Genomic DNA, 25239 nt, shown 5'->3' with positions numbered 1-25239 from the left:
CCCGTTAATTGGTTCTTCACGCCCCCCCCCAAAAAAAAATGGCCCCCACCCCGCCAATTCCACAAAACAACGGCCCCGCCGCGGCGGCGGGCCGCGGCCCCCGCGGCAATGATTGCCGCGCTCGGTACTGCCGCCAACCCGTCGTCGGTCCATGCCGAAGGTCGTGCCGCACGGCGGCTGATCGAGAATGCAAGGCGCGATGTGGCGCTGCTGGTCAACGCCGGCGCCGAGCATGTCGTGTTCACCTCCGGTGCGACGGAAGCCGCCTCGACGCTGCTGACGCCGGATTGGCAGATGGGGCGCGGCACTGTCCGCATGAGCCGGCTCTATGTCTGCGAAGCCGATCATCCTTGTGTGCTGAACGGCGGGCGCTTTCCGGCAGCCCGGGTAACACGCATCGGCGTCGACGCCGACGGCATTGTCAGGCTGGACGCGCTGGCGACGGCACTTGACCGGCATGACAAGGCGGACGGCCTGCCGCTGGTGGTGATCCATGCCGCCAACAACGAGACCGGCGTCATCCAGCCGGTCGGGCGCATCGCCGAAATCGTCAAGGCGGCAGGCGGCATCCTGGTCGTCGACGCCGTGCAGGCAGCCGGTCGCATTCCGCTCGACATGTCAGCGGGTTATGCCGATTACTTGATTCTGTCTTCGCACAAGATCGGCGGTCCCAAGGGCGTTGGCGCCATTATCGCCGCCTCGGACCTGATGATGCCCAGGCCCTTGATATCAGGCGGTGGCCAGGAAAAGGGTCATCGCGGCGGCACTGAAAACCTGGCCGCGATCGCCGGTTTTGGCGCAGCGGCGCGCGAAGCCCTGATTGGATTGAAGCGCATCGACGACGTCGGCAGCCGCCGCGACGAGATCGAGGCGATCGTGAAAACGCTGGTGCCGGATGCGGAAATCTTCGGAACCGGCGCACCTAGGCTTGCCAACACGACATTCTTCGCTATTGCCGGCATCAAGGCCGAGACGGCGCAGATCGCCTTCGACCTCGCCGGCGTGGCTCTGTCGGCCGGTTCCGCCTGTTCGTCGGGCAAGGTCGGCCCGAGCCATGTGCTGAAAGCCATGGGATACAATGACAGCCTTGGCGCTTTGCGCGTGTCCATCGGCCACGCAACGAGCGCGCAGGACATCGAACTGTTCCGCACTGCGCTGGCCGGCATTGCCTCACGCCGCGCAGGCAGGGAAGAAGCCGCCTGAGCGCGGCAAACAAACGCAGGCTTTTTGGCCTGGTAGAGCCGTGCGTTTCATGGTGGCCGGGTGAATTCCCGGCAGGGACGCACTATATGGAACTTACGCCGCCTCGGGTGCCTCGCGGGTACTGGTTTCGCGGTGCCATAGTTTGAAAACTGCCGGGCCTTGACCCCGGCGTGGATGGAGAACGCTGATGCCTGCTGTGCAGGACACGATCGATCGGGTTCGAAAGATCGACGTCGACCAATACAAATACGGATTCCAGACCGAAATCGCGATGGACAAGGCCCCAAAGGGCCTGAGCGAAGACATTATCCGCTTCATTTCGGCGAAGAAGGACGAGCCGTCCTGGATGCTGGAATGGCGTCTGGAAGCCTATCGGCGCTGGGTGACGCTGGACGAGCCGAAATGGGCGCGCGTCCATTATCCGAAGATCGATTTCCAGGACCTCTACTATTATGCGGCGCCCAAGAGCACGCCGGGACCGACATCGCTGAGCGACGTCGATCCCGAACTGTTGAGGGTCTATGAAAAGCTCGGTATCCCGCTGAAGGAACAGGAGATCCTCGCCGGCGTACAGAAGACCGATGCGTCGGAACTCGAGGAAGCCAGCGACAATGTCTACAAGTCGGGCCGCGTCGCCGTCGACGCCGTGTTCGATTCCGTGTCCGTCGTCACCACCTTCAAGAAGGAGCTGGCGCAGGCCGGCGTCATCTTCTGCTCGATCTCGGAAGCCATCCGCGAGCACCCGGATCTGGTGAAGAAGTATCTCGGCTCGGTCGTGCCGACCTCGGACAATTTCTACGCCACGCTGAATTCGGCGGTGTTCACCGACGGTTCTTTCGTCTTCGTGCCCAAGGGCGTGCGCTGCCCGATGGAGCTGTCGACCTATTTCCGCATGAACGAAAAGAACACCGGCCAGTTCGAGCGCACGCTGATCATCGCCGAGGAAGGGGCCTACGTCTCCTATCTCGAAGGCTGCACGGCGCCGCAGCGCGACGAAAACCAGCTTCACGCCGCGGTGGTCGAGCTGATCGCGCTCGATGATGCCGAGATCAAATACTCGACGGTGCAGAACTGGTACCCCGGCGACGCCGAAGGCAAGGGCGGCATTTACAATTTCGTCACCAAGCGCGGCGACTGCCGCGGCCACCGTTCGAAGATTTCATGGACGCAGGTCGAGACCGGCTCGGCGATCACCTGGAAATATCCGAGCTGCATCCTGCGCGGTGACGATTCCAGCGGCGAGTTCTATTCGATCGCCGTGTCGAACGGTTTTCAGCAGGTCGATAGCGGCACCAAGATGATCCATCTCGGCAAGAACACGTCGAGCCGCATCATCTCCAAGGGCATCGCCGCCGGCTTCTCGCAGAACACCTATCGCGGCCAGGTCTCGGCGCACCGCAAGGCGACCAACGCCCGCAACTTCACCAACTGCGACTCGCTGCTGATCGGCGACCAGTGCGGCGCGCACACCGTGCCCTACATGGAAGCCAAGAACGCAACGGCGCAGTTCGAGCATGAGGCGACGACGTCGAAGATTTCCGAGGACCAGAAATTCTACGTCATGCAGCGCGGCATTCCCGAAGAAGAGGCGATCGCGCTGATCGTCAACGGCTTCGTCAAGGACGTCATCCAGCAACTGCCGATGGAATTCGCGGTCGAGGCGCAGAAGCTGATTGGGATCAGCCTCGAGGGCTCGGTCGGCTGACCGGACCGAAAATTTTCAGGAAAAGAAAAAATGCTTGAAATCAGAAATTTGCATGCTCGCATCGTCGATGACGGCACCGAGATCATCCGCGGCCTGAACCTGACGGTGAAAGCCGGCGAGGTCGCCGCCATCATGGGGCCGAACGGCTCGGGAAAATCGACGCTGTCCTACATCCTCGCCGGGCGCGAGGATTATGAGGTGACCGAAGGCGACATCCTTTACAACGGCCAGTCGATCCTCGAGATGGACCCGGCCGAGCGCGCCACATCAGGCATTTTTCTCGCCTTCCAGTATCCGATGGAGATACCGGGTGTGGCGACGATGGAATTCCTGAAAGTGGCGATGAACGAACAGCGCAAGGCGCGCGGCGAGGAGCCGCTGAAGATCCCGGAATTCCTGAAGCGCGTGAAGGACGCCGCTGCCTTGCTGGACATGGACATGGCGATGCTGAAGCGGCCGCTCAATGTCGGCTTTTCCGGCGGCGAGAAGAAGCGCGCCGAGATCCTGCAGATGAAGCTTCTGGAGCCAAAACTCTGTGTGCTCGACGAGACCGATTCCGGCCTCGACATCGATGCGCTGAAGATCGTTTCGGAAGGCGTCAACGCGTTGCGCGCGCCGGACCGCGCCATTGTCATCATCACCCACTACCAGCGCCTGCTTCAGTACATCGTGCCGGATAGTGTGCACGTGCTGTACAGGGGCCAGGTGGTCAAGTCGGGCGACAAGTCGCTGGCGCTCGATCTCGAGGCCAACGGCTATGCCGGCGTGATCGGCCAAGCTGCGTGAGATGCCAGAAGGCCAAGAAGGCAAGCCAAACAAGGCGAGACCGATGAATATACATACGACACCCCAGCGAACGCCGGCCGAAACGGCGCTGATCGACGCCTTCAGCGACCGGCTGTCGTTGCTGCCCGGCGACGGCACGGTGATGCTGAAGCGCGACGACGCCATCGAGGCGATCAAGAGCGGCCTGCCGACGCGGCGCATCGAATCCTGGCACTACACCGACCTGCGCCGCCTGTTGACTTCGGTTCCGGATTTCGATCCCGCAGCCGCCCCAAAAGCCATTGCGCCTGTCGTCGAAGGATCCGCTGTCCTGCCGGTGCTGAACGGCGTGTCGAGCGCGAAACTGCCTGAAATCGAGGGCATCGCCGTGCAGCGCCTGTCGGAGAAGCTGACCGACGGCAGCATCGCACCGGGCCTTGATCCCTATGGCGCTGACGACGCCATCGGCGCGCTCAATATGGCTTTCGTGGCCGACGGCTATTTTGTCGACATCGCCGACGGTACCGAACTGGACAAGCCGATCGAATTGCAGAACCTGCAGGCCGGCGGCCAGACGCATGTCCGCCTCAGCGTCCGCGTCGGCGCCGGCGCCAAGGCCGTGATCGTCGAGCGCCAGGCGGGCGAGGGCGCCGCGCTCGTCAGTTCGGTCAGCCAGCTTCTGCTTGACGAGGGCGCCGAGGTGACCTGGCTGATCGTGCAGGAGCAGCCGGATACGGCGACGCATCTTGCCCAGTTCAAGGCGCATCTCGGCAAGAATGCGAAGCTGACGCTGTTCGTGATGAATGCCGGCGGCAAGCTGGTGCGCCAGGAGATCGTGGTCAGGACGACCGGCGAAGGTGCCGATTTCACGCTGCGCGGCATCAACCTGCTTGCCGGTGACACCCATACCGACGTGACCATGGTGCTCGACCATGCGGTGCCGCACACGGCTTCGACGGAAGTGATCCGCAACGTGGTGACGGGAAGAGCGCGCGGCGTCTTCCAGGGGCGCATCAACGTCCACCAATACGCGCAGAAGACCAACGCCAAGATGGCCTGCAACACGCTGCTCTTGTCGGATGACGGCGAGTTCTCGACCAAGCCTGAGCTCGAAATCTTCGCCGACGACGTCGTCTGCGGCCACGGCGCCACCGTCACCGAGATCGACCATAGCCATTTGTTCTACCTGATAGCGCGCGGCATCGACGAGAAGTCGGCCCGTGGCCTGCTGGTCAAGGCGTTCGTCGCCGAGGTGATCGAGGAACTGGACGACGAGGCGATCGTCGAGGCGCTGGAAACGAGGCTCGACGGCTGGTTCGCGGCGCACGGGTGAGGCGATTGGGTTCGCTTCGGCGAACACCCCTCATCCGTCTTGGCGCTGCGCGCCAATCCACCTTCTCCCACAAGGGGAGAAGGTTAGGCGATCTTCCTTCTCCCCTTGTGGGAGAAGGTGGCCGAGCGAAGCTCGGTCGGATGAGGGGTGGGCGACAGAATGAGGCGATGAATTGGTGATGGACCAGAAAGTCGAAAACATCCCCTACGACGTCGAGGCGATCCGCCGCGACTTTCCGATCCTGTCGCGGGAAGTCTACGGCAAACCGCTGGTCTATCTCGACAATGGCGCCTCGGCGCAGAAGCCGCAGGCCGTGCTCGACGCCATCCAGCACGCCTACGCCCAGGAATACGCCAACGTCCATCGCGGGCTGCATTTCCTGTCGAACGCCTCGACAGATGCCTTTGAGAACGCGCGCAAGATAGTGCAGAGATTTCTCAACGCGCCAAGCACCGACAACATCGTCTTCACCTCGAACACGACCGCGGCGATCAACACCGTTGCTTATGGTTATGGCATGCCCAATATCGGCGAGGGCGATGAAATAGTCCTGTCGATCATGGAGCACCATTCGAACATCGTGCCGTGGCATTTCATCCGTGAGCGCCAGGGCGCGAAGCTGGTCTGGGTGCCGGTCGACGATCTCGGCGTCTTCCACATCGACGAGTTCGAGAAGCGGCTGAGCGACCGCACAAAACTGGTCGCCATCACGCACATGTCGAATGCGCTGGGCACGGTGACGCCGATCAAGGAGATCGTCCGCATCGCGCATGCGCGCGGCATTCCGGTGCTGGTCGACGGCAGCCAGAGCGCCGTGCACATGCCGATCGACGTGCAGGACCTCGACTGCGATTTCTTCGTCTTCACCGGCCACAAGGTTTATGGGCCCTCGGGCATCGGCGTGCTCTATGGCAAGAAGGACATGCTGGAGCGCATGCGCCCGTTCATGGGCGGCGGCGAGATGATTGAGGAGGTGACGCAAGACATCGTCACCTACAACGATCCGCCGCACCGTTTCGAGGCAGGCACGCCGCCGATCGTCCAGGCGATCGGGCTGGGCGCGGCGCTCGAATATATGGAAAAGATCGGCCGCGAGCGCATCGCCGCCCACGAGGCCGATCTCAGGGATTATGCCCATCAGCGGCTGCGCGCCATCAATTCGCTGCGCATCTTCGGCGACGCGCCGGACAAGGGCGCCATCATCTCCTTCGAGCTGCAGGGCATTCATGCCCACGACGTGTCGATGGTGATCGACAGGCAGGGCGTCGCCGTCCGTGCCGGCACCCATTGCGCTCAGCCGCTGTTGAAACGTTTCGGCGTAACCTCCACATGCAGGGCATCGTTCGGCATGTATAATACCAGGGCCGAAGTCGACGCTTTGGCCGATGCGCTCGAAAAAGCGCGAAAGTTTTTTGGGTGACGATCATGGATGATGCAGGCCGCACCGCTGAGACCTCTTCGGAGACGACTGCCAACGGTCTGGTTTCCGCCTCGGCCATTCCCGTCGACGAACTGGCGCGGCTGACCGACGACATCGTTTCGGCGCTGAAGACGGTCTACGACCCGGAAATCCCGGCCGACATCTATGAGCTCGGCCTGATCTACAAGATCGACATCGAGGACAACCGCTCGGTCAAGATCGACATGACCCTGACCGCGCCGGGCTGCCCGGTGGCCGGCGAAATGCCGGGCTGGGTGGAAAATGCCGTCGGCGCCGTCGAAGGCGTTTCCGGCGTCGAGGTCAACATGACCTTCGATCCGCCCTGGTCGCCCGACCGCATGTCGGAAGAGGCGCAGGTCGCGGTGGGCTGGTATTGAGGCGCACTTGCGCCAGGCAGAAAACTTCACCATTTTAGAAGACTCATTCCGCAGGCCTTGAACCTGCGTGAACGCGGAGAAAAAGAATGGGACGCTTCGCCGTCATCACGATGACCGAAAAGGCTGCCGACCGAGTGCGCGAGATCGTCGCGACCCGTGAGAATGCGCATGGCATTCGCCTTGGCATCAAGAAGGGCGGCTGCGCCGGCATGGAATATACGGTCGATCTGGTGACCGAGCCCAACACCAAGGACGATCATATCGAGCGCGACGGCGCCCATGTCTATGTCGCGCCTGAGGCGGCGCTTTTCCTGTTCGGCACCGAGATGGATTTCGAGCAGACGACGCTGCGCACCGGCTTCACCTTCCGCAACCCGAACCAGAGCTCGGCCTGCGGCTGCGGCGAATCGGTGGAGCTCAAGCCGGCCGATTTGAAGGCCTTGGCCGAGGCGCGCGCGTCGGCCTGATCCGACTCCGCTAGTTCATCGACCCGCAAACGTTCGAGATTATCCGGAACTCTCAACTTCGTCATCCCTGGGCGAAGCAGGAGCGAAGCTCCGTCGCGAAGACCCTGGGATCCATGCCGTGACGTTAACTGAAGAGTGCAGCGGAGCAGAATTCTGCACCGCAGCAGCGCTCTGAAATCGCGGCATGGATCCTGGGGTCTGCGCCGCGTCGCTTCGCTCCTTGCTCCGCCCCAGGATGACGACGGAACAGGCTTTCCGGCCGTCAGGACCCGCACCATTCGATTCAAACTTCAACGCTAGGCAATAGCTAATCCACCCACATTCCCGTCCGCTTGTGCCAGTCTGCGATCGATTCCTCGGGATAGACGTCGAAGACCTTGTCGCCCTTGCCGATCACGGGCTCGACCCAGTTCGCCTTGTATTTCAGCATGAGGTGCACCTTTTCAGGTGGTTTTGGCAGGTCTGTGTCGATCGCCGAGGCGAAGGGGTGGACCAGTTCCGGCCAGGTCCGGTCATAGAGCCACAGTGCCGAACCACATTTTTTGCAGAAATTTCGCTCGCCTGACGAGATCTCGCATTGCGGATGCTCGTCGTCGTCGATCTCGGCCTGGTAGACGCCAAGATGGCGCTTGCCCTTGATTTTCAGCGTCTCGAAATCGGCACCGAGATTGATGGCAAAGCCACCGCCGCCCTGCTGCTTGCGGCAGATCGAGCAGTAGCACAGCATGAACGGCACCGGCGTGTGGCTTTCCACCTCGAAGCGGACGGCATTGCACCGGCAGGACCCTTTGAGCAGAAGCGGCATGAAAAACTCCGACGAAATTGGCTTTCAACTTGTCAGGATGGTGCCGGCTGCGGCGATGACAAGGGGAAATCCGGGTGACATGATCGCGGCATGGACAATGAACGCATTGCCGAACTTTTCGAACGCCTCGGACCGGTCAGCATTCGCAAGATGTTCGGCGGCAAGGGCATCTATTTCGACGGCGTGATCGTCGCCATCGTCATTCGTGACGAATTGATGCTGAAAGCCGATGCGGAAAGCGCGCCCGAATTCGAGGCGGCCGGCTGCCGGCAATGGACCTATACGGGGTCGCGGCACGGCAAGCTGGTGTCGATGCCGTATTGGAGCGTTCCCGACAGCGCCTTCGACGATCCGGATGAGATGGCGGTCTGGGCACGCCTGGCCTATGAGGCGGGGCTGCGTGCCGGCAAATAGGTGTGTCCGCTAGCCACTCAGCTAAAGACAATCGCTCCAGGTTGGCGCCGCCCCTCCCCGTGAAGGACGGGGAGAGGGGTCGCCGGCGTCGCGGCCAAGCCCCTTCTCCCCGTCCTTGACGGGGAGAAGGTCCCGGCAGGGGGTTGAGGGGCGGCGCCAACATCCGGGGTTTCAAGCCAGGTCGCGCGCCTCGGGCACGAATGCCAGCGCCTCGGCAAAGATAGCGCTCGTGAAGGTGGCGCTCTCGACGGCGAGCATTGCTGCGGCAACGCCTTCGCGCAGCGCTGCGCCCAGCGTTAGGCCGCGCAGCAGGGCGGCCATCGTCGCGCCCGCCAGCGCATCGGCGGCGCCGGTCGCATCCGCCGGCTTTTGTGACGTAGGCGGAGAGATCGAAAACGCGTCGGTTTTGTCGAAACCGAGCACTGGACCGTCGCCAGCGGTGACCACGCCGCCTCTGAGGCCCGCACGCCTCAGGCCGTCGATGATATCTTGCTCCGCAGCGTCGATACCGACAGCGGCGAGCGCGCCGGCCTCGCGCCGGTCCATGAAGGCCAGCGCCAGACTGCCCAGCACCGGCGCGAGCCGCGCCGCCTTGTCTGGTGAAGCGGCGAGGGCGAAGACAGGCTTGCCGGCGGCAAGCTCCACCAGCCGCTCGAGCGCCGCCGACGGCAGGTTTGCGTCGCAAAGGACTGCATCGGCGGTGCTGATTGCCTCGCGCACCTTGGCACGGCGGATCTGCTTGGCAAGCGCCAGGTCGCAGAGCGCCATGTCGGCAAGACCGACGATCAGCGCGCCGTCGCCGTCGAATATCGTCGTGTTGCTCGGCGTCGTGCGATCTAGGAACACCACCGACAGATCGGCAATCCCCGCCACAGCAATGGCGCGTGAAACCGTATCGGCCAGAACATCGCCGCCGCGAACCGAAAGCAGCGAGCCGGAGACGCCGCGGCGCACGGCGCAGCGCAGCGCATTGAAGACGGCGCCGCCGACTTCCTCGCGCATCGTGCCGGGGTTCGACGCCGCCGGCACGAAGGCGCCCGAAACCTGGCCGCGCCGCTCGATATAGACGCCGCCTACTGCCAGGATCGTCGGCGACTTCATCATGCCGATGAGATGACCTTTGCTGTTCCCGGTGAGACTAGGTTGCCAGGCGGAACCCGGCAACCCGAAGCGCGATTCGGAAGATGCCCAGCAGAATCCTGCGGGGGAAACGGGATACATCCTGGGGTGAAAGCGCGAAACAAAAAAAGAACAAATCCGGATATTGTTGGTTTTTCAATCGGTTGTATCCCCTTGCCAATCGAGAACAAAAAAGGTACAAATTGATAGGGATTACGGATTGTCCGGCCTTCATTGACGACCAAGGGGTGATGTATCATGGCTCAGAATTCTTTGCGGCTTGTAGAGGACAAAACGGTGGACAAATCAAAGGCTCTGGATGCGGCGCTGTCGCAAATCGAGCGTGCCTTCGGCAAGGGCTCGATCATGCGGCTCGGCGCAAACGAGCAGGTCGTCGAGATCGAAACGGTGCCGACCGGTTCGCTTGGCCTCGACATCGCGCTCGGCGTCGGCGGCCTGCCGCGCGGCCGCATCATCGAGATCTACGGGCCGGAAAGCTCGGGCAAGACGACGCTGGCGCTGCACACTGTGGCGGAGGCCCAGAAGAAGGGCGGCATCTGCGCCTTCGTCGATGCCGAGCACGCGCTCGACCCGGTCTATGCCCGCAAGCTCGGCGTCGACCTCGAAAACCTCTTGATCTCGCAGCCCGATACCGGCGAGCAGGCGCTGGAGATCTGCGACACGCTGGTGCGTTCCGGCGCCATCGACGTGCTGGTGGTCGATTCGGTCGCGGCGCTGACGCCGCGCGCCGAAATCGAAGGCGAGATGGGCGATTCGCTGCCCGGCCTGCAGGCCCGCCTGATGAGCCAGGCGCTGCGCAAGCTGACCGCCTCGATCTCGCGCTCCAACACCATGGTCATCTTCATCAACCAGATCCGCATGAAGATCGGCGTCATGTTCGGTTCGCCCGAGACCACGACCGGCGGCAACGCGCTGAAATTCTACGCTTCGGTGCGCCTCGACATTCGCCGCATCGGCTCGGTCAAGGACCGCGACGAGGTCGTCGGCAACCAGACCCGCGTCAAGGTGGTCAAGAACAAGCTGGCGCCGCCCTTCAAGGTGGTCGAGTTCGATATCATGTATGGCGAGGGCGTGTCCAAGACCGGCGAGCTGGTCGACCTTGGCGTCAAGGCTGGCGTGGTCGAAAAGTCGGGCGCCTGGTTCTCCTACAATTCGCAGCGTCTCGGCCAGGGCCGCGAGAATGCAAAACTGTTCCTGCGCGACAATCCCGATACGGCGCGCGAAATCGAATTGGCACTACGGCAGAATGCCGGGCTGATTGCGGAAAAGTTCCTCGAGAATGGTGGTTCCGAAGGCGGAGATGATGGTTTCGAGGACGAAGCCGGCGCCATGTAGGCTTCGGCAGTGGCCGGAGTTTGGCCATGATTCCCGCGCATCAGCTCCAGCCTGTGTAATCGAGTCCTGTATTGTTGCGTTCGAACCGCCGGCCTAGCGCCGGCGGTTTGCGTTTCAGCGGTGGGCGCCGAGATGACCGGCAAGCCGGCAACGAGATGACCGGCAAGCCCCGCAAATTGGCCCAATTCCGTGTTTCTGGACAGGGTGCAACGCGGCGGCTAAAAGGCCATGTCCATTTGCCGTCGGCCGCGCCGGCGGCTCTCTCTAAAAGCTAAAAGGCAGTATTCATGAGTGGCGTGAACGAGATCCGGTCGACATTCCTCGACTATTTCCGCAAGGAGGGTCACGAGGTCGTCGCGTCGAGCCCGCTGGTGCCGCGCAATGACCCGACACTGATGTTCACCAATGCCGGCATGGTGCAGTTCAAGAACGTTTTCACCGGCCTGGAAAAGCGACCCTATTCGCGTGCCACGACGGCTCAGAAGAGTGTTCGCGCCGGCGGCAAGCACAACGACCTCGACAATGTCGGCTACACCGCGCGCCACCTGACCTTCTTCGAGATGCTCGGTAATTTCTCGTTCGGCGACTATTTCAAGGAGCGCGCCATCGAGCTTGCCTGGAACCTGATCACCAGGGAGTTCGGGCTGAAGAAGGACAAGCTGCTGGTCACGGTCTATCACACCGACGACGAGGCTGCCGGCTACTGGAAGAAGATCGCCGGCTTTTCCGACGATCGCATCATCCGCATTCCGACCTCGGACAATTTCTGGGCGATGGGCGACACCGGACCTTGCGGTCCGTGCTCGGAGATCTTCATCGACCGTGGCGAGCACATCTGGGGCGGCCCTCCCGGCAGCCCCGAGGAGGATGGCGACCGTTTCCTCGAATTCTGGAACCTGGTGTTCATGCAGTATGAACAGGTGACGAAGGATGAGCGCATCGACCTGCCGCGCCCGTCGATCGACACCGGCATGGGCCTGGAGCGCATGGCCTCCATTCTGCAAGGGGTCGAGAGCGTCTTCGAGACCGACCTGTTCCGTCACCTGATCGAGGCCGCGTCATCCGCGCTCGGCCGCGGTCCGGATGCCGACACCGTCGGATCGTTCCGCGTCATCGCCGACCATCTGCGTTCGTCCTGCTTTCTGGTGGCTGACGGCGTGCTGCCGTCCAATGAGGGCCGCGGCTACGTGCTGCGTCGCATCATGCGCCGCGCCATGCGCCACGCGCAGCTTTTGGGCGCCGGTGATCCGCTGATGTGGCAGTTGGTGCCGGCGCTGGTGCGCGAGATGGGCCAGGCCTATCCGGAACTGGTGCGCGGCGAACAGATGATCACCGAGACGCTTAAGCTTGAAGAAACCCGTTTCCGCAAGACGCTGGTGCGCGGCTTGGGCCTGCTTTCGGAGGCGACGGAAAAGCTGGGTGCCGGCGACATGCTGGATGGCGAGACCGCCTTCAAGCTCTACGACACCTATGGCTTTCCGCTCGATCTGACGCAGGACGCGTTGCGTCAGCGCAACATCTCGGTCGATCTTGCCGGCTTCACCAATGCGATGGAGCAGCAGAAGGCCGAGGCGCGCAAGAGCTGGGCTGGTTCCGGCGAGGCGGCGACCGAAACAGTGTGGTTCCCGGTGCGCGAGAAGCATGGCGCCACCGAGTTCCTCGGCTACGAGACCGAGCAGGCGGAAGGCCTCATCCAGGCGCTGGTCAGGGACGGCAAGATCGTCGACAGCGCCGCCAACGGCGAGGCGGTTGCCGTGGTCGTCAACCAGACGCCGTTCTATGGCGAATCCGGCGGCCAGGTGGGTGATACCGGCGTCATTTCAGGCGAAGGGTTCTCAATCGAGATCTCCGATACGCAGAAGAAGGCCGACGGGCTTTTCGTGCATCTCGGCAAGGTGGCCGACGGCACGGTCGACACGGGCGCGACCGTCGAACTGAAGGTCGACCATGCGCGCCGCTCCAGGCTGCGCGCGAACCATTCCGCGACGCATCTGATCCACGAAGCGCTGCGCGAGGTGCTAGGCACCCATGTCGCGCAGAAGGGCTCACTGGTCGCGCCCGAGCGTCTGCGCTTCGACATTTCGCACAACAAGCCGATCTCGCCTGACGAGATCGAAGAGGTCGAGCGGATGGCGAACGAGATCGTCGTCCAGAACAGTCCGGTCACCACGCGGCTGATGTCGGTTGACGATGCCATCGCCGAAGGCGCCATGGCGCTGTTCGGCGAAAAGTATGGCGACGAGGTGCGCGTCGTTTCGATGGGCACGGGCTTGCATGGCGCCAGGGCCAACCGGCCTTATTCGGTCGAGCTATGCGGCGGCACGCATGTCAGGGCGACCGGCGACATCGGTCTGGTGCGCATCGTGTCGGACAGTGCAGTCGCCGCCGGCGTGCGCCGCATCGAGGCCTTGACCGGAGAGGCGGCCAGAAAGCATCTCGACGAGCAGGACAAACGGCTGAAGGCCACTGCGGCGGCGTTGAAGATCTCGCCGGCCGACGTGCCGGCGCGCGTCGAAGCGCTGTTGGACGAGCGCAAGAAGCTCGAGAAAGAACTGACCGAAGCGCGCAAGAAACTGGCGCTGGGCGACCGCTCGCCAGCCGGCGTGCCTGCCGAGAACGAGACCATTGCCGGTGTCGGCTTCCTCGGCAAGGCGGTATCGGGCGTCGCGCCGAAGGATTTGAAGCCGTTGGCCGATGCCGGCAAGAAGTCGCTCGGCTCCGGCGTCGTCGTCTTCGTCGGCGCCGGCGAGGACAACAAGGCCAGCGTCGTGGTCGGCGTCACCGACGACCTGACCGGCCGCTTCAGCGCTGTCGATCTGGTCCGCGTAGCGTCCGCGGCATTGGGCGGGCAGGGCGGCGGCGGTCGGCCTGACATGGCCCAGGCCGGCGGCCCGGACGCCTCGAGGGCCGAAGACGCGATCGCTGCGGTGAAGGCGGCTCTGGAGGCGGCCTGATCGGTTGCTGGGAGGCACCCCCCTCTGTCCTGCCGGACAGAGGGGGGTGCTGTCCCTCGGCCTTTCGGACTTTGTCACCCGGCCTTTTCAGTACGGGCAAAACTCTCCCGTCCGGCGATGCGAGCCCACCAGTCCCGAATATCGGCGAACTCGGCCAGCAGGTTTTGCCCCTCAGTGACCTTGACGAAATAGCCGATGATGGGTGCTGCATGCAGGTCGGCCAGCGTCAGTTGCTCGCCCAGCAGCCACGGCCCGGCGGCTTTCAGTGAGGTGAGTGCGCGAAGCACTGTCGCCGCCTGCAGAAGCCCATTGGCGATCAAAGCCTCGTCGGGCGCTGTTTTCTCCAGTCGCTCGACGGCGACATCCCAGACCATGGCCCGATAGGCATAGGCGTCGAGCATGCCGATGATCTGGTTCATACGTGCGCGAGATCGGGCTTCGGCCGGTTGCAACGTGGGGCCTTCGAAGGCTTCGTCGACATAGCGGGCGATCGCGCCGGTCTCGTGGAGGCGGAACCCGTCATGCTCGAAGGCCGGGATGCGGCCGAACGGCTGATGGTCGAGATACCAGCCCGGAATGCCGTCCGCCGCAAAGATGTCGACCGGCACGAGTTCGTAGCCGATGCCTTTTTCCTCGAGTGCGAGGCGGACGATGCGCACATAGACGCTGTAGTCCGCCCCGTAGACGACGGGCCTGCTCACAACGCTGGTCAGGCCATCGCCTTCTGCAGATTCTCGTCGATCTTGTCGAGGAAGCCGGTGGTCGAAAGCCATGGCTGGTCGGGACCGATCAGCAGCGACAGGTCCTTGGTCATGAAGCCGGCTTCGACGGTCTGGATGCAGACTTTTTCCAGCGTCTCGGCAAAACGCATCAGCTCGGCATTGTCGTCGAGTTTGGCGCGGTGCGCCAGGCCGCGTGTCCAGGCGAAGATCGAGGCGATCGAATTGGTCGAGGTTTCCTCGCCCTTCTGGTGCTGCCGATAATGACGGGTGACGGTGCCGTGCGCGGCCTCCGCCTCCACCGTCTTGCCGTCCGGCGTCATCAACACCGAGGTCATCAGGCCGAGCGACCCAAAACCTTGCGCCACCGTGTCCGACTGCACGTCGCCATCATAGTTCTTGCAGGCCCAGATATAGCCGCCCGACCATTTCAGGCTGGAGGCAACCATGTCGTCGATCAACCGGTGCTCGTACCAGAGCTTCTTGGCTTTGAACTCGGCTTCGAACTCTGCCTCGTAGACTTCCTGGAAAATGTCCTTGAAGCGGCCGTCATAGGCCTTGAGGATGGTGTTCTTGGTCGAGAGGTAGACCGGGTAGTTGCGCAGCAGGCCGTAATTGAGCGAGGCGCGGGCGAATTCGCGGATCGAGTCGTCGAGATTGTACATGGCCATGGCGACGCCGGCGGCCGGCGCCTCGAACACGTCATGCTCGATCACCTGGCCGTCCTCGCCGACGAACTTGATCGTCAGCTTGCCCTTGCCGGGGAAGCGGAAGTCGGTGGCGCGGTACTGGTCGCCGAAGGCATGACGGCCGACGATGATCGGCTTGGTCCAGCCGGGCACCAGCCGCGGCACGTTCTTCATGATGATCGGCTCGCGAAAGATGGTGCCGCCGAGGATGTTGCGGATGGTGCCGTTCGGCGACTTCCACATCTTCTTCAGCCCGAATTCCTCGACACGCTGCTCGTCGGGCGTGATCGTCGCGCATTTCACGCCGACGCCATGCTTCTTGATCGCATTGGCCGAATCGATGGTCACCTGGTCGTTGGTGGCGTCGCGGTGCTCAACGCTGAGGTCGTAATATTCAAGCTTGAGGTCGAGATAGGGGTGGATCAGCTTGTCCTTGATGAACTGCCAGATGATGCGGGTCATCTCGTCGCCGTCGAGTTCGACGACCGGGTTCGCCACCTTGATCTTCGCCATGGAAAGAATGCCTCATTGTTGGGGATCGGAACGGCCTTGCCCGCATGGCTTTGGCCGGGGATGCGGCCCGTATATCAAAGCATTTTTGGCCGCGCAAACGGCGATCCGCGCCAGCGGGCTCGCCCCTGGCATCGGGCGTTGCCTGCCAAAGCTTCATTTTCGCGGCCGGATATGGCAGGGGACGCTGAAATGCCGCAAACAGCAGTTCATTGAGACAATGCAAGCCAGCAACGACATCCTTCCTGCCACCGGCCCGGCGATCATCCTGGTCGAGCCGCAGCTCGGCGAGAATATCGGCATGGTCGCGCGCGCCATGGCGAATTTCGGTCTGTCCGAACTGCGCCTCGTCAATCCGCGCGACGGCTGGCCGAGCGAAAAGGCGCGCGCTGCCGCGAGCCGCGCCGACCACGTCATCGATGCCGCTGGAGTGTATGACGATCTGGCCTCGGCGGTCGCCGACCTGAACTTCGTCTTCGCCACCACGGCGCGCGCGCGCGATAATTTCAAACCGGTGCGCGGACCGGTCGAGGCGGGCAGGGCGCTGAGAGCGCGGCAGCGATCCGGACAGCGCACCGGCATTCTGTTCGGCCGCGAGCGGTTCGGGCTCTACAATGACGAGGTCGGCCTCGCCGACGAGATCGTCACCTTCCCGGTCGATCCCGCCTTCTCCTCGCTCAACATCGCCCAGGCCGCCTTGCTGATGTCCTATGAGTGGATGAAGTCGGGCCTGGAAGACGAGACCAAAACCAATTTCTCCAGTCCCGACATGATGCCGGCGACCAAGGAACAGTTGCACGGCCTGTTCGCCTATCTGGAAGGCGCGCTCGAAGCGCGCGGCTATTTCCGCCCGGCGGCGAAGAAGCCGAAAATGGTCGACAACCTGCGCGCGGTGCTGACGCGCGCCGGCTTCGCCGAACCGGAGCTCAAGGTGCTGCGCGGCATAATATCATCGCTGGACAGGTTTTCGCCGGCCATGCCGCGCGGCGACGGATCGCCGGGCGATGATCCAAGGCGGCTTCCGGCAGCGGCCCGCGCCGCCAAAGCGACAGACAAGGACCAGGCCTGAGAGACAGGCTCTAGCCGTAACCGAATGTTATTTGCTGTGGTCCATCATCCCAAAAATGATGGATCAGGCCTAAAATGATGAATAGAGATTTGTGATCATCTTCCCGGGGCCCGCAGCCTTCTCCGCCTTCTCCTGTAGACGATGACAATGACCGATCCTTCAAGCACCCGCCCGATCCTGATGTTCGATTCCGGCATCGGCGGCCTGACGGTGCTGCGCGAAGCGCGGGTGCTGATGCCCGACCGCCGCTTCGTCTATGTCGCCGACGATGCGGCTTTCCCCTACGGGGCATGGGAGGAAGCGGCACTGAGGGCACATGTGCTGGAGCTGTTCGGCAAGCTGCTCGATCGTTTTTCGCCGGCCATTTCGGTCATCGCCTGCAATACCGCCTCGACTCTGGTCATCGATGCGCTGCGCGAAAGATTTCCCGGTCATCCTTTCGTCGGCACGGTGCCGGCGATCAAGCCGGCGGCGGAACGCACGCGCTCGGGGCTGGTGTCGGTGCTGGCGACGCCCGGCACCGTCAAACGCCAGTATACCCGCGACCTGATCGGCAAATGGGCGCAGAAATGCCATGTCCGCCTGGTTGGCAGCGACAGTCTGGCGGGACTGGCCGAGGTCTATATGCGCGATGGCTTTGTCGATGAAGAGGCGGTGCGTACCGAGATCGCGCCGTGCTTCGTCGAACGTGACGAATTGCGGACCGACATCGTCGTGCTTGCCTGCACCCACTATCCCTTTCTGGCCAATCGCATGCGCAAGACGGCACCCTGGCCGGTCGATTGGCTCGATCCCGCCGAGGCGATCGCGCGACGGGCGCTCTCGCTGCTCGCGCATGCCGAGGCCAGCCACCGCGGCGAGACGTTGCCGGAAGGCGCCGACCTTGCTGTCTTCACCTCGAAGCGGGTCGATTTCCCGACCCGCCGCCTGATGCAGGGGTTCGGGCTGGCGATTTCCTGATATCTGGGAACATCACCCCGACCGGTGCGTTTTTCCCGCATCGCAAGACGGGAGAAACGATCATGCCAGCCACTTCAAAAGCCCAGCAGAAAGCCGCCGGCGCGGCATTGTCCGCCAAGCGTGGCGAGACCAAGAAGAGCGAGCTGAAAGGCGCTTCGAAGGGAATGTACAAGTCGATGAGCGAAAAGCAGCTCGAGGAGTTCGCCGAGACCAAGCGCAAGGGCCTGCCGGAGAAGAAATCGAAACACTAGCCGCTCGTCCGCAGCCGAGGTCCGGTCCCATGGTTGGATAGCCGCGATCAGCACGTCCGCGCGGGGGAACTGCGGCTGTTATCACTGACGCCAGTGGCGAGCTTGACACCAGTTGAATCTCCGTCTAATCAGCCCACCAACACCGGGCCGCAATGTCCGGTGGTCCTTTATGTGTGCAAGACATTTGGGAAGCCGCTATATTCTTCCGGAGTCTTGTCTAGAATGACGTGTCCCGTGGGTTTTCCGCCGCGTTGCGTGGGAGAACCCTGTCAGGTCTCGAAAACGGGGGCCAGAGGAGGGCGCGTTTCCTTCACCCGGACCATGAGGTGCCGGGTGTGTCTTTTTGAAAGGGAATGCGATGAGCAAGCGCGAATCCGCGAAATACAAGATCGACCGCCGTCTCGGCGAAAACATCTGGGGCCGCCCAAAATCCCCGGTCAACAAGCGCGAATACGGTCCCGGCCAGCACGGCCAGCGCCGCAAGGGCAAGCTTTCCGATTTCGGGCTGCAGCTGCGTGCCAAGCAGAAGCTGAAGGGTCACTACGGCGACGTGTCGGAAAAGCAGTTCCGCAAGGTCTATGAAGAGGCGAACCGCCGCAAGGGCGACACCTCGGAGAACCTGATCGGCCTGCTCGAGTCGCGTCTCGACGCGGTCGTCTACCGCGCCAAGTTCGTGCCGACCATTTTTGCCGCTCGCCAGTTCGTCAATCACGGCCACATCAATGTCAACGGCAAGCGCGTCAACATCGGCTCGTACCGCTGCAAGCCGGGCGATGTCATCGAAGTGCGCGAAAAGTCGAAGCAGCTGGTGATCGTCCTGGAATCGGTAGGCCTGGCTGAGCGCGACGTGCCTGATTACATCGAGGTCGATCATAACAAGATGACGGCGTCCTTCGGGCGCATCCCCGGCCTATCGGATGTTCCCTTCGCCGTGCAGATGGAACCGAACCTGGTCGTCGAATTCTATTCGCGCTGATCGATTTTTTCATCTGTGACATCATCGAAGGCCGCCCTCGAGGCGGCCTTTTCTTTGCGGTTCCGAAAATCGATTTCGATTTTCGGGCCGATGCGCTACTCCGGGCAGCAACAAGGATTTTGGGGCCGCCGCGCCATGAACATGCTGCCAGAAACAATCGAACCGATCACTGACGCCGCACGCGGCTTTCATCCGCTGTTTGCCAATGTGCCGTCCTCCGTCGAATTCAACAAGCTGCGCAAGCGGCTGCTGCGTCTCGCCCGTCAGGCGATCGACGATTTTTCGATGGTCAGGCCCGGCGATCGCTGGCTGGTCGCGTTGTCCGGCGGCAAGGATTCCTATGGCCTGCTTGCGTTGCTGCTCGACCTCAAATGGCGCGGGCTGCTGCCGGTCGACCTGCTGGCCTGCAATCTCGACCAAGGCCAGCCGAACTTTCCAAAGCACATTCTGCCCGATTATCTCAACACATACGCCATTGCGCACCGCATCGAATATCAGGACACCTATTCGGTGGTGACGGACAAGCTTCCCCAGGGCAGCACCTATTGTTCGCTGTGCTCGCGGCTCAGGCGCGGCCATCTCTACCGCATCGCGCGCGAGGAGGGCTGCTCGGCTTTGGTGCTCGGTCACCACCGCGAAGACATTCTCGAAACCTTTTTCATGAACTTGTTGCATGGCGGGCGCCTCGCCGCCATGCCGCCAAAGCTGCTCAACGACGACGGCGACGTCATGGTGCTGCGGCCGCTCGCCTATTGCGCCGAGGCCGATCTCGAAAAATTCGCCAGCGCCATGAAGTTCCCGATCATCCCGTGCGATCTGTGCGGCAGCCAGGACGGCTTGCAGCGCAATGCGATGAAGGCGATGCTCGACGACCTGGAAAAGCGCATGCCCGGCCGCAAGGAGACGATGATCCACGCCATGACCAATGTGCGGCCCTCGCATCTGCTCGACAGAAAGCTGTTCGATTTCGCCGCACTCAACGAAACCCTGACCGCAAGGCAAGACAATTCCCGATGACATTTGACGATACCGCGATCGACTGGCTCGCCACGCTTCTGTCCGACGCTGCCATTGCCGAGATCATGCCGCGCTTTCGCCGGCTGGATGAGGGCGACGTCCGCCAGAAGACCTCGGCAGCCGACCTGGTGACGGAGGCCGATGTGAGTGCCGAGCGGCTCATCACCGTCAGGCTGCGTGAGCGCTACCCGCAGGCGATGATCGTCGGCGAGGAAGCCTGCTCCGACGACCCGGCGCTGCTCCAGGGCCTCGGCGAAGCCGATCTCGCCTTCGTCATCGATCCCGTCGACGGCACTTTCAATTTCGCCTCGGGCGTGCCGCTGTTCGGCGTCATGCTCGGCGTCGTCGTGAAGGGCGAGACCGTCGCCGGCATCATTCACGATCCCATCGGCAAGGACTGGCTGATTGGCGCCCGGGGTGCTGGCAGCCACATACGGCATGCGCATGGCACTTTGGAGAAGGTGCATGTCGCCGAGCCTGCGCCGATCTCGCAAATGACCGGCGCGGTTTCCTGGCAATACATGCCCGAGCCGGAACGGTCACGGCTGGCGCGCAACCAGACGAAATGCCTGTCGCAATTCGGCTATCGCTGCGCGGCCCACGAATACCGCCTGCTGGCGAGCGGCCACGCCCACTTCGTCGTCTACAACAAGCTGATGCCGTGGGATCATCTGGCCGGTGTGCTGATCCATGCCGAGGCAGGTGGCTACGCGGCGCGTTTCGACGGCAGCACCTATCGGCCGTCGCATGTCGGCGGTGGCCTTCTTGTCGCACCGGACGAAGCAAGCTGGCGCGAACTGCGCCGGGAACTGTGGGCGGAATAGGCCGTTTGGCATCGGTCCGATTCGGCCATGCCCGGCCGATCCGATTTTTGGGATCATGCGCTAATGCGGCGGTCAAACACGACGCGCTTTAGGCGGAGCTGACGCCCAGGTTTCCGCGATGGCGACTACCGCGGCATTGATCGGTCCGCTCGGGATCGTCGGCATCACCGACGCGTCGACGATGAAGACGTTGTCGAAGCCGTTCAGCCGCAACTCCGGGTCGACGACTGCGTCGGCATCCCCGCCCATCCTGCACGTGCCGGCAGGATGATGATGTGTGGAGGCAGCGCTGGCGATGAAAGCATCAAGCTCGTCGTCCGACTGCACCTGTGATCCCGGCAGGACTTCCACATCGCGCCACTCGTCGAGCGCTCGATGATGGCCAATCGCGCGCGCCGTCTTCAGCGCTATCCGGAAAACCGCCCGGTCATGTTCGGTTTCGAGATAATGCGGATCGATGATCGGTGCATCGTTCCGGCCCGGCCCGCCCGGTGCGATGCACCCACGACTGGTCGGCTTGGTGACGCCGCATAGTATCGTGAAAGCCGAGCCGTAGGGCGGCGCATTCAAGCCCACTGCGGCCGATGGAGCAACGACGCAGGCGAGTACGATATCGGGGCTTCCCGTCGAACGGGTCGGGTCGCTGCCGTGCAGGTACATCAGCGATTCCGAGTGTTGCAGGCGCGACGGCGGCAGCGGCTTTTTCGTGCTGTAGACGTTGCCAAGGGCCAGCAGATGGTCCTGCAGATTGCGGCCGACATTGCGCCGGTCGGCACGACAGCGGATCCCCGCCCGCTTCAGCGTATCCGGATCGCCGATGCCCGATCGCATGAGGATGAGCGGCGACGACACCGCGCCGGCACAAAGAATGATCCTGTCGGCGGAGATCGTCATGCTCTCCCCATCGCACACGACAGCCACACCCGTGGCCCGCTGGCCTTCCAGCACGAGGTGCTCGACTTCGTGAGCGGTGAGCAGAGCAAGGTTCGGTCGCACCATGACCTCCGGCGGCAGGTAGGCGTCGGCGACGCTCAGGCGCTTGCCGGCGCGGATGTTCAGCGAATTAGGGCTCGTGCCAGCGAGCTCGCCGCTGTTGTGGTCGGTCAGGACGGGGATCCCCATGGCCTGTCCAGCGGTTATATAGGCGCGGACGACGGGGCTGACCTCCGCTTCCGGCAGATAGACGTCCAACGGTCCGCAGCGGCCGCGCGACGGCGCGTCGAAGGCAGTGAAAGCTTCGCTGCGGACGAAGCCGGGCAACAAGCCCGAAAACGACCAGCGCTCGCCGCCTGCTACTGCCCAGGGCTGGAAATCATCGGGATGGCCACGCACATAGGCCATGGCATGCAGGCAGCTAGAACCGCCGACGATCTTCCCGCGCGGCCATTCGTGGACGCGGTTTGCGGTAAAGGGTTGCGGCACCGTCCGATAAGCCCAGTCATAGGCGCGGCCCTGCAGCATCGTCCATTTCAACGGGTCGGCGATATCGGGATCGGACGGCATGACCCCGGCTTCGATCAGGCCGACCTGGCACGCGCTGTCCTCGCTTAACCGGCTAGCCACCACCGAGCCGGCAGATCCGGCGCCGACGACCAGCACGTCGAAATGACGCATCAATTTGAAAGTTCCCGCGCGCAGGCTGTCTGGCTAGAATGCGAGACGCTCATGCCGCAAAAGCGCCGGCATTCGACCGCTCCGTGATTCGTCTTTGCACGGATAGCAAATGCGCGCGCATGGCCGCTTCGGCTGCTTCGGGGTCGCGTTTCGAGATCGCTTCGGCGATCAGACGATGTTCGCCGTCGCGCTCGGCGATCCGCTTAGGGCAGGTGGGTGCTGCGGTCCGTGCGACCTTGACCCGCGCATCGACCCCGACCTGGCGCAGCATCTTGTAGAATTCGGCGGCAAGATGGTTGCGGGCGGCAGCGACGATGGCGGAATGAAAAGCGAAATCGACCGCGCCAGACGAGGCATTCTCTGGCGTGGTTGCCGCATCGATGATCCGGGCCGTCTCGAACGAGGAGGCGCGCAGCGATGCCAGCCGGGCGAGGCCCGGTTCCATGAGCAGGCGCAACTCCAGAACCTCGATGGGGTTGGTTACCCTGACAAGTTCTTCGCCATATCGGGGCAGGGCGGTCGGCGCACGCCTGGCGCGCGTCGGTTTCAAATCACCTGATTGGCGCAGCATCTCAAGCGCCTTGCGAAGCTGATGACGTTTCACGTTGAATTGTTCGGCAAGGTCACGCTCGGAAGGAAGCTTGCCGCCGCCCTGCTGCAACTGGCGGACCGCCGCGATGATGTCGTCGAGGTCCGAAGATACGACCTGCGGCTCGAATGCGCTCAAAACCAAATCTCCTGTCTGATCGGCAGCGGTCGACTCGACGTCCCGATATCAAGTTGTGACACGGAATCGATGAGAACGGCACTCAACCAACTCAACCAATCTACATCTGCGTCCGGTGGTTGACAACACCAGTTGCGCGATGGTTGAGTACCGCAGTTGTTTCTTTGACGGCTCATATCTCGGCGGGGCCGTCTTCTCCCGAGGACAGTGCATGCCGTTTGGGGAAACTTTCGACTATGTCATTGTCGGAGCCGGGTCGGCCGGCTGCGTCCTTGCAAACCGCCTGAGCGAAGATCCTGATGTTTCCGTGCTGCTCCTGGAAGCTGGCGACTGGGATCGCGATCCGATGATCCACATCCCGCTCGGGTGGGGTAAGATCCTGACCGAACGCCGTCACGACTGGATGTATTTCTGCGAGCCCGAGGCCAATGTCGGCGGACGCAAGGTCGAATGTGCGCGCGGCAAGGTCATCGGCGGCTCCTCCTCCACCAACGCCATGGCCTATGTGCGCGGCAATCGCGGCGATTACGATCGCTGGGCGGCCAGCGGTCTCACCGATTGGTCATTCGACAAGGTGCTGCCCTATTTCAAGAAGCAGGAGCGCTGGGAAAAGGGCGAGAGCGACTATCGCGGCGGCAGCGGGCCGTTGAACACGCAGTTCTGCCGCTACAAGGACGAACTGATCGATGCCTTCGCTACGGCGAGCCGGGATGCCGGATATCCCCAGACCGACGATTACAATGGCCCGGTGCAGGAAGGCTTTGGCCGCCTGCAGATGACGATCGCAAACGGTCGCCGCTGCTCGACCGCGTCGGCTTATCTGCGTCCCGCCATGCGCCGCAGCAATGTCAAGGTGCTGACCGGCGCGATGGCGACGCGGATCGTGCTGAAGGATGGGCGAGCGACCGGCATCGCCTATACCAGGGGCGGCGCGACCCACCAGGTGCTGGCGCGGCTTGAGGTCGTGCTTGCCGGCGGCGTCATCAACACGCCGCAGTTGCTGATGCTGTCGGGGATCGGCGATAGCGGCGAGCTCGCCGCGCATGGCATCGAGACGAAAGTAGATCGTCCGCAGGTCGGCAAGAACCTGCAGGACCATGTCTCGGTCATTCTGATGTATCGGCGCAAGCAGCCGGGGCCATTCCACAAGATGATGCGGGCCGATCGTATCGGGCTGGATTTCGTCAAGACCTATTTTACCGGAAAGGGCTTTTCGGGAGATGTGCCCGGCGGGGTCGTGGCGTTTCTGAAAAGCGATGCAAGCCGGCCGTTGCCGGATGTTCAGCTGCTTTTCACGGCTGCGCCGCTTGCCGCATGGCCTTACATGCCGCCATTCAAAGCTTCCTTCGCCGATGGCTTTGCGACCCGCATCGTCGCCGTCCAGCCGAAGAGCAGGGGGAGCGTGGAACTGGCGTCGAACGACCCGTTGGCCGCGCCGCTGATCCACCAGAATTTCCTGTCATCGCCGCACGACTGGCAGTCGCTTCGCGCCGGCTTCCGCGTCGCGCGCAACCTCGCTGCACAACCGTCGATGACGCCGTTCATCGCCTCGGAATTCTTTCCGGGCTCGCAATGCCAGAGCGACGACGAGATCGATGAGCATATTCGCAAAACCTCGATTACTGTGCATCATCCGGCCGGCACCTGCCGCATGGGTGTCGACGCGGGCTCGGTGGTCGACCCGCAACTACGGGTGCGCGGCGTTGCCGGCCTTCGCGCGGTGGATGCTTCCGTGATGCCGGATCTCGTTTGCGGCAACATCAATGCGGCGGTCATCATGATCGCCGAAAAGGCCTCGGACCTGATCCGCGGCCGTGCTGAACAAAGCATGGCCGCCTGATTGCTGTCACCCGGGTTCAACCAAGTTCCTTTGGTTGAAAACAAAATTCGAGTTGGTTGGGCTGCCGAGCGATTGCCACGGCCGCAATGGTACGATCCGCCGGC

General features: G+C 62.8%; 23 protein-coding genes. 17 read left to right on the top strand and 6 right to left on the bottom strand.

All coding sequences use genetic code 11. The features are described 5' to 3' along the window. Window positions 1–108: 108 nt before the first annotated feature. The 7 genes from AC0L3H_RS18630 (at window position 109) to sufA (ending at window position 7291) form a co-directional block, all read left to right on the top strand. The gene (locus AC0L3H_RS18630) at window positions 109–1203 is read left to right on the top strand and encodes a cysteine desulfurase family protein (protein ID WP_473586427.1); all 1095 of its coding nucleotides are present in this window, start codon (window positions 109–111) and stop codon (window positions 1201–1203) included. A 187-nt stretch (window positions 1204–1390) separates the two neighbouring features. Further along, window positions 1391–2908 (top strand): Fe-S cluster assembly protein SufB, encoded by a 1518-nt coding sequence (sufB, locus tag AC0L3H_RS18625; protein ID WP_473586426.1) that lies wholly within the window; start codon window positions 1391–1393, stop codon window positions 2906–2908. A 30-nt stretch (window positions 2909–2938) separates the two neighbouring features. Beyond that, the gene (gene sufC / locus AC0L3H_RS18620) at window positions 2939–3694 is read left to right on the top strand and encodes a Fe-S cluster assembly ATPase SufC (protein WP_023798289.1); all 756 of its coding nucleotides are present in this window, start codon (window positions 2939–2941) and stop codon (window positions 3692–3694) included. A gap of 43 nt (window positions 3695–3737) precedes the next feature. Then, window positions 3738–5006 (top strand): Fe-S cluster assembly protein SufD, encoded by a 1269-nt coding sequence (gene sufD, locus AC0L3H_RS18615; RefSeq protein ID WP_473586425.1) that lies wholly within the window; start codon window positions 3738–3740, stop codon window positions 5004–5006. A 178-nt stretch (window positions 5007–5184) separates the two neighbouring features. Beyond that, window positions 5185–6426 carry a cysteine desulfurase gene (locus AC0L3H_RS18610; RefSeq protein ID WP_473586424.1) on the top strand — a complete coding sequence of 414 codons (1242 nt, stop codon included), beginning with the start codon at window positions 5185–5187 and terminating at the stop codon, window positions 6424–6426. Between the two features lie 5 nt (window positions 6427–6431). Further along, window positions 6432–6824, top strand: a complete 393-nt coding sequence (locus tag AC0L3H_RS18605; protein WP_473586423.1) for an SUF system Fe-S cluster assembly protein — start codon at window positions 6432–6434, stop codon at window positions 6822–6824. Between the two features lie 86 nt (window positions 6825–6910). Further along, complete coding sequence (gene sufA, locus AC0L3H_RS18600; RefSeq protein WP_006206001.1) at window positions 6911–7291, top strand: Fe-S cluster assembly scaffold SufA; 381 nt, start codon at window positions 6911–6913, stop codon at window positions 7289–7291. A 307-nt stretch (window positions 7292–7598) separates the two neighbouring features. Here sufA and AC0L3H_RS18595 read toward each other — a convergent pair whose 3' ends face one another. Next, complete coding sequence (locus AC0L3H_RS18595) at window positions 7599–8096, bottom strand: GFA family protein (protein ID WP_473586422.1); 498 nt, start codon at window positions 8094–8096, stop codon at window positions 7599–7601. Window positions 8097–8186: 90 nt separating this feature from the next. On the opposite strand from AC0L3H_RS18595, the gene AC0L3H_RS18590 reads away from it, so the two are divergent. Beyond that, window positions 8187–8510: a TfoX/Sxy family protein gene (locus AC0L3H_RS18590; protein ID WP_473586421.1), complete on the top strand. Its 324-nt coding sequence runs from the start codon at window positions 8187–8189 to the stop codon at window positions 8508–8510. A gap of 171 nt (window positions 8511–8681) precedes the next feature. On the opposite strand, the gene AC0L3H_RS18585 is transcribed toward AC0L3H_RS18590, so the two are convergent. Then, window positions 8682–9614: a carbohydrate kinase family protein gene (locus tag AC0L3H_RS18585; RefSeq protein ID WP_473586420.1), complete on the bottom strand. Its 933-nt coding sequence runs from the start codon at window positions 9612–9614 to the stop codon at window positions 8682–8684. Between the two features lie 273 nt (window positions 9615–9887). On the opposite strand from AC0L3H_RS18585, the gene recA reads away from it, so the two are divergent. Together recA and alaS are read left to right on the top strand one after the other, a co-directional pair. Next, complete coding sequence (recA, locus tag AC0L3H_RS18580) at window positions 9888–10985, top strand: recombinase RecA (RefSeq protein ID WP_023798282.1); 1098 nt, start codon at window positions 9888–9890, stop codon at window positions 10983–10985. A gap of 287 nt (window positions 10986–11272) precedes the next feature. Then, on the top strand, window positions 11273–13939 hold the full coding sequence (alaS, locus tag AC0L3H_RS18575) for an alanine--tRNA ligase (RefSeq protein WP_091591414.1): 2667 nt from the start codon (window positions 11273–11275) through the stop codon (window positions 13937–13939). A gap of 74 nt (window positions 13940–14013) precedes the next feature. Here alaS and AC0L3H_RS18570 read toward each other — a convergent pair whose 3' ends face one another. Beyond that, a complete protein-coding gene (locus AC0L3H_RS18570) occupies window positions 14014–14640 on the bottom strand; it encodes a glutathione S-transferase family protein (RefSeq protein WP_473586419.1) in 627 nt (208 codons plus the stop codon). Between the two features lie 8 nt (window positions 14641–14648). Next, window positions 14649–15860, bottom strand: coding sequence for an NADP-dependent isocitrate dehydrogenase (locus AC0L3H_RS18565; RefSeq protein WP_128168446.1), 1212 nt, complete (start codon window positions 15858–15860; stop codon window positions 14649–14651). A 217-nt stretch (window positions 15861–16077) separates the two neighbouring features. Between AC0L3H_RS18565 and AC0L3H_RS18560 the strand changes: the two genes are divergently transcribed. The 6 genes from AC0L3H_RS18560 to AC0L3H_RS18535 all read left to right on the top strand — a co-directional run bounded on the left by AC0L3H_RS18560 (window position 16078) and on the right by AC0L3H_RS18535 (window position 20954). Further along, window positions 16078–16926, top strand: a complete 849-nt coding sequence (locus tag AC0L3H_RS18560) for an RNA methyltransferase (RefSeq protein WP_287061876.1) — start codon at window positions 16078–16080, stop codon at window positions 16924–16926. Window positions 16927–17073: 147 nt separating this feature from the next. Then, a complete protein-coding gene (gene murI / locus AC0L3H_RS18555) occupies window positions 17074–17886 on the top strand; it encodes a glutamate racemase (protein ID WP_473586418.1) in 813 nt (270 codons plus the stop codon). A 62-nt stretch (window positions 17887–17948) separates the two neighbouring features. Further along, on the top strand, window positions 17949–18137 hold the full coding sequence (locus tag AC0L3H_RS18550) for a DUF3008 family protein (RefSeq protein WP_023717374.1): 189 nt from the start codon (window positions 17949–17951) through the stop codon (window positions 18135–18137). A 358-nt stretch (window positions 18138–18495) separates the two neighbouring features. Further along, complete coding sequence (gene rpsD, locus AC0L3H_RS18545) at window positions 18496–19113, top strand: 30S ribosomal protein S4 (RefSeq protein ID WP_023798277.1); 618 nt, start codon at window positions 18496–18498, stop codon at window positions 19111–19113. A 135-nt stretch (window positions 19114–19248) separates the two neighbouring features. Then, complete coding sequence (gene ttcA / locus AC0L3H_RS18540) at window positions 19249–20130, top strand: tRNA 2-thiocytidine(32) synthetase TtcA (protein WP_473586417.1); 882 nt, start codon at window positions 19249–19251, stop codon at window positions 20128–20130. After that, the gene (locus AC0L3H_RS18535) at window positions 20127–20954 is read left to right on the top strand and encodes an inositol monophosphatase family protein (RefSeq protein ID WP_473586416.1); all 828 of its coding nucleotides are present in this window, start codon (window positions 20127–20129) and stop codon (window positions 20952–20954) included. Before ttcA ends, AC0L3H_RS18535 begins: the two co-directional genes overlap by 4 nt. Window positions 20955–21026: 72 nt before the next feature. On the opposite strand, the gene AC0L3H_RS18530 is transcribed toward AC0L3H_RS18535, so the two are convergent. Both AC0L3H_RS18530 and AC0L3H_RS18525 read right to left on the bottom strand, forming a co-directional pair. Next, the gene (locus AC0L3H_RS18530; RefSeq protein ID WP_473586415.1) at window positions 21027–22571 is read right to left on the bottom strand and encodes a GMC family oxidoreductase; all 1545 of its coding nucleotides are present in this window, start codon (window positions 22569–22571) and stop codon (window positions 21027–21029) included. A 46-nt stretch (window positions 22572–22617) separates the two neighbouring features. Beyond that, window positions 22618–23295, bottom strand: coding sequence for a FadR/GntR family transcriptional regulator (locus tag AC0L3H_RS18525; RefSeq protein WP_473586414.1), 678 nt, complete (start codon window positions 23293–23295; stop codon window positions 22618–22620). A 211-nt stretch (window positions 23296–23506) separates the two neighbouring features. On the opposite strand from AC0L3H_RS18525, the gene AC0L3H_RS18520 reads away from it, so the two are divergent. Continuing rightward, a complete protein-coding gene (locus AC0L3H_RS18520) occupies window positions 23507–25135 on the top strand; it encodes a GMC family oxidoreductase (RefSeq protein ID WP_473494232.1) in 1629 nt (542 codons plus the stop codon). Window positions 25136–25239: the final 104 nt, after the last annotated feature.

The sequence above is a fragment of the Mesorhizobium sp. WSM4816 genome (assembly GCF_055811535.1).
Note: the sequence above shows the minus strand (reverse complement) of the source record. Positions and strands in the feature narration are given on the sequence as shown.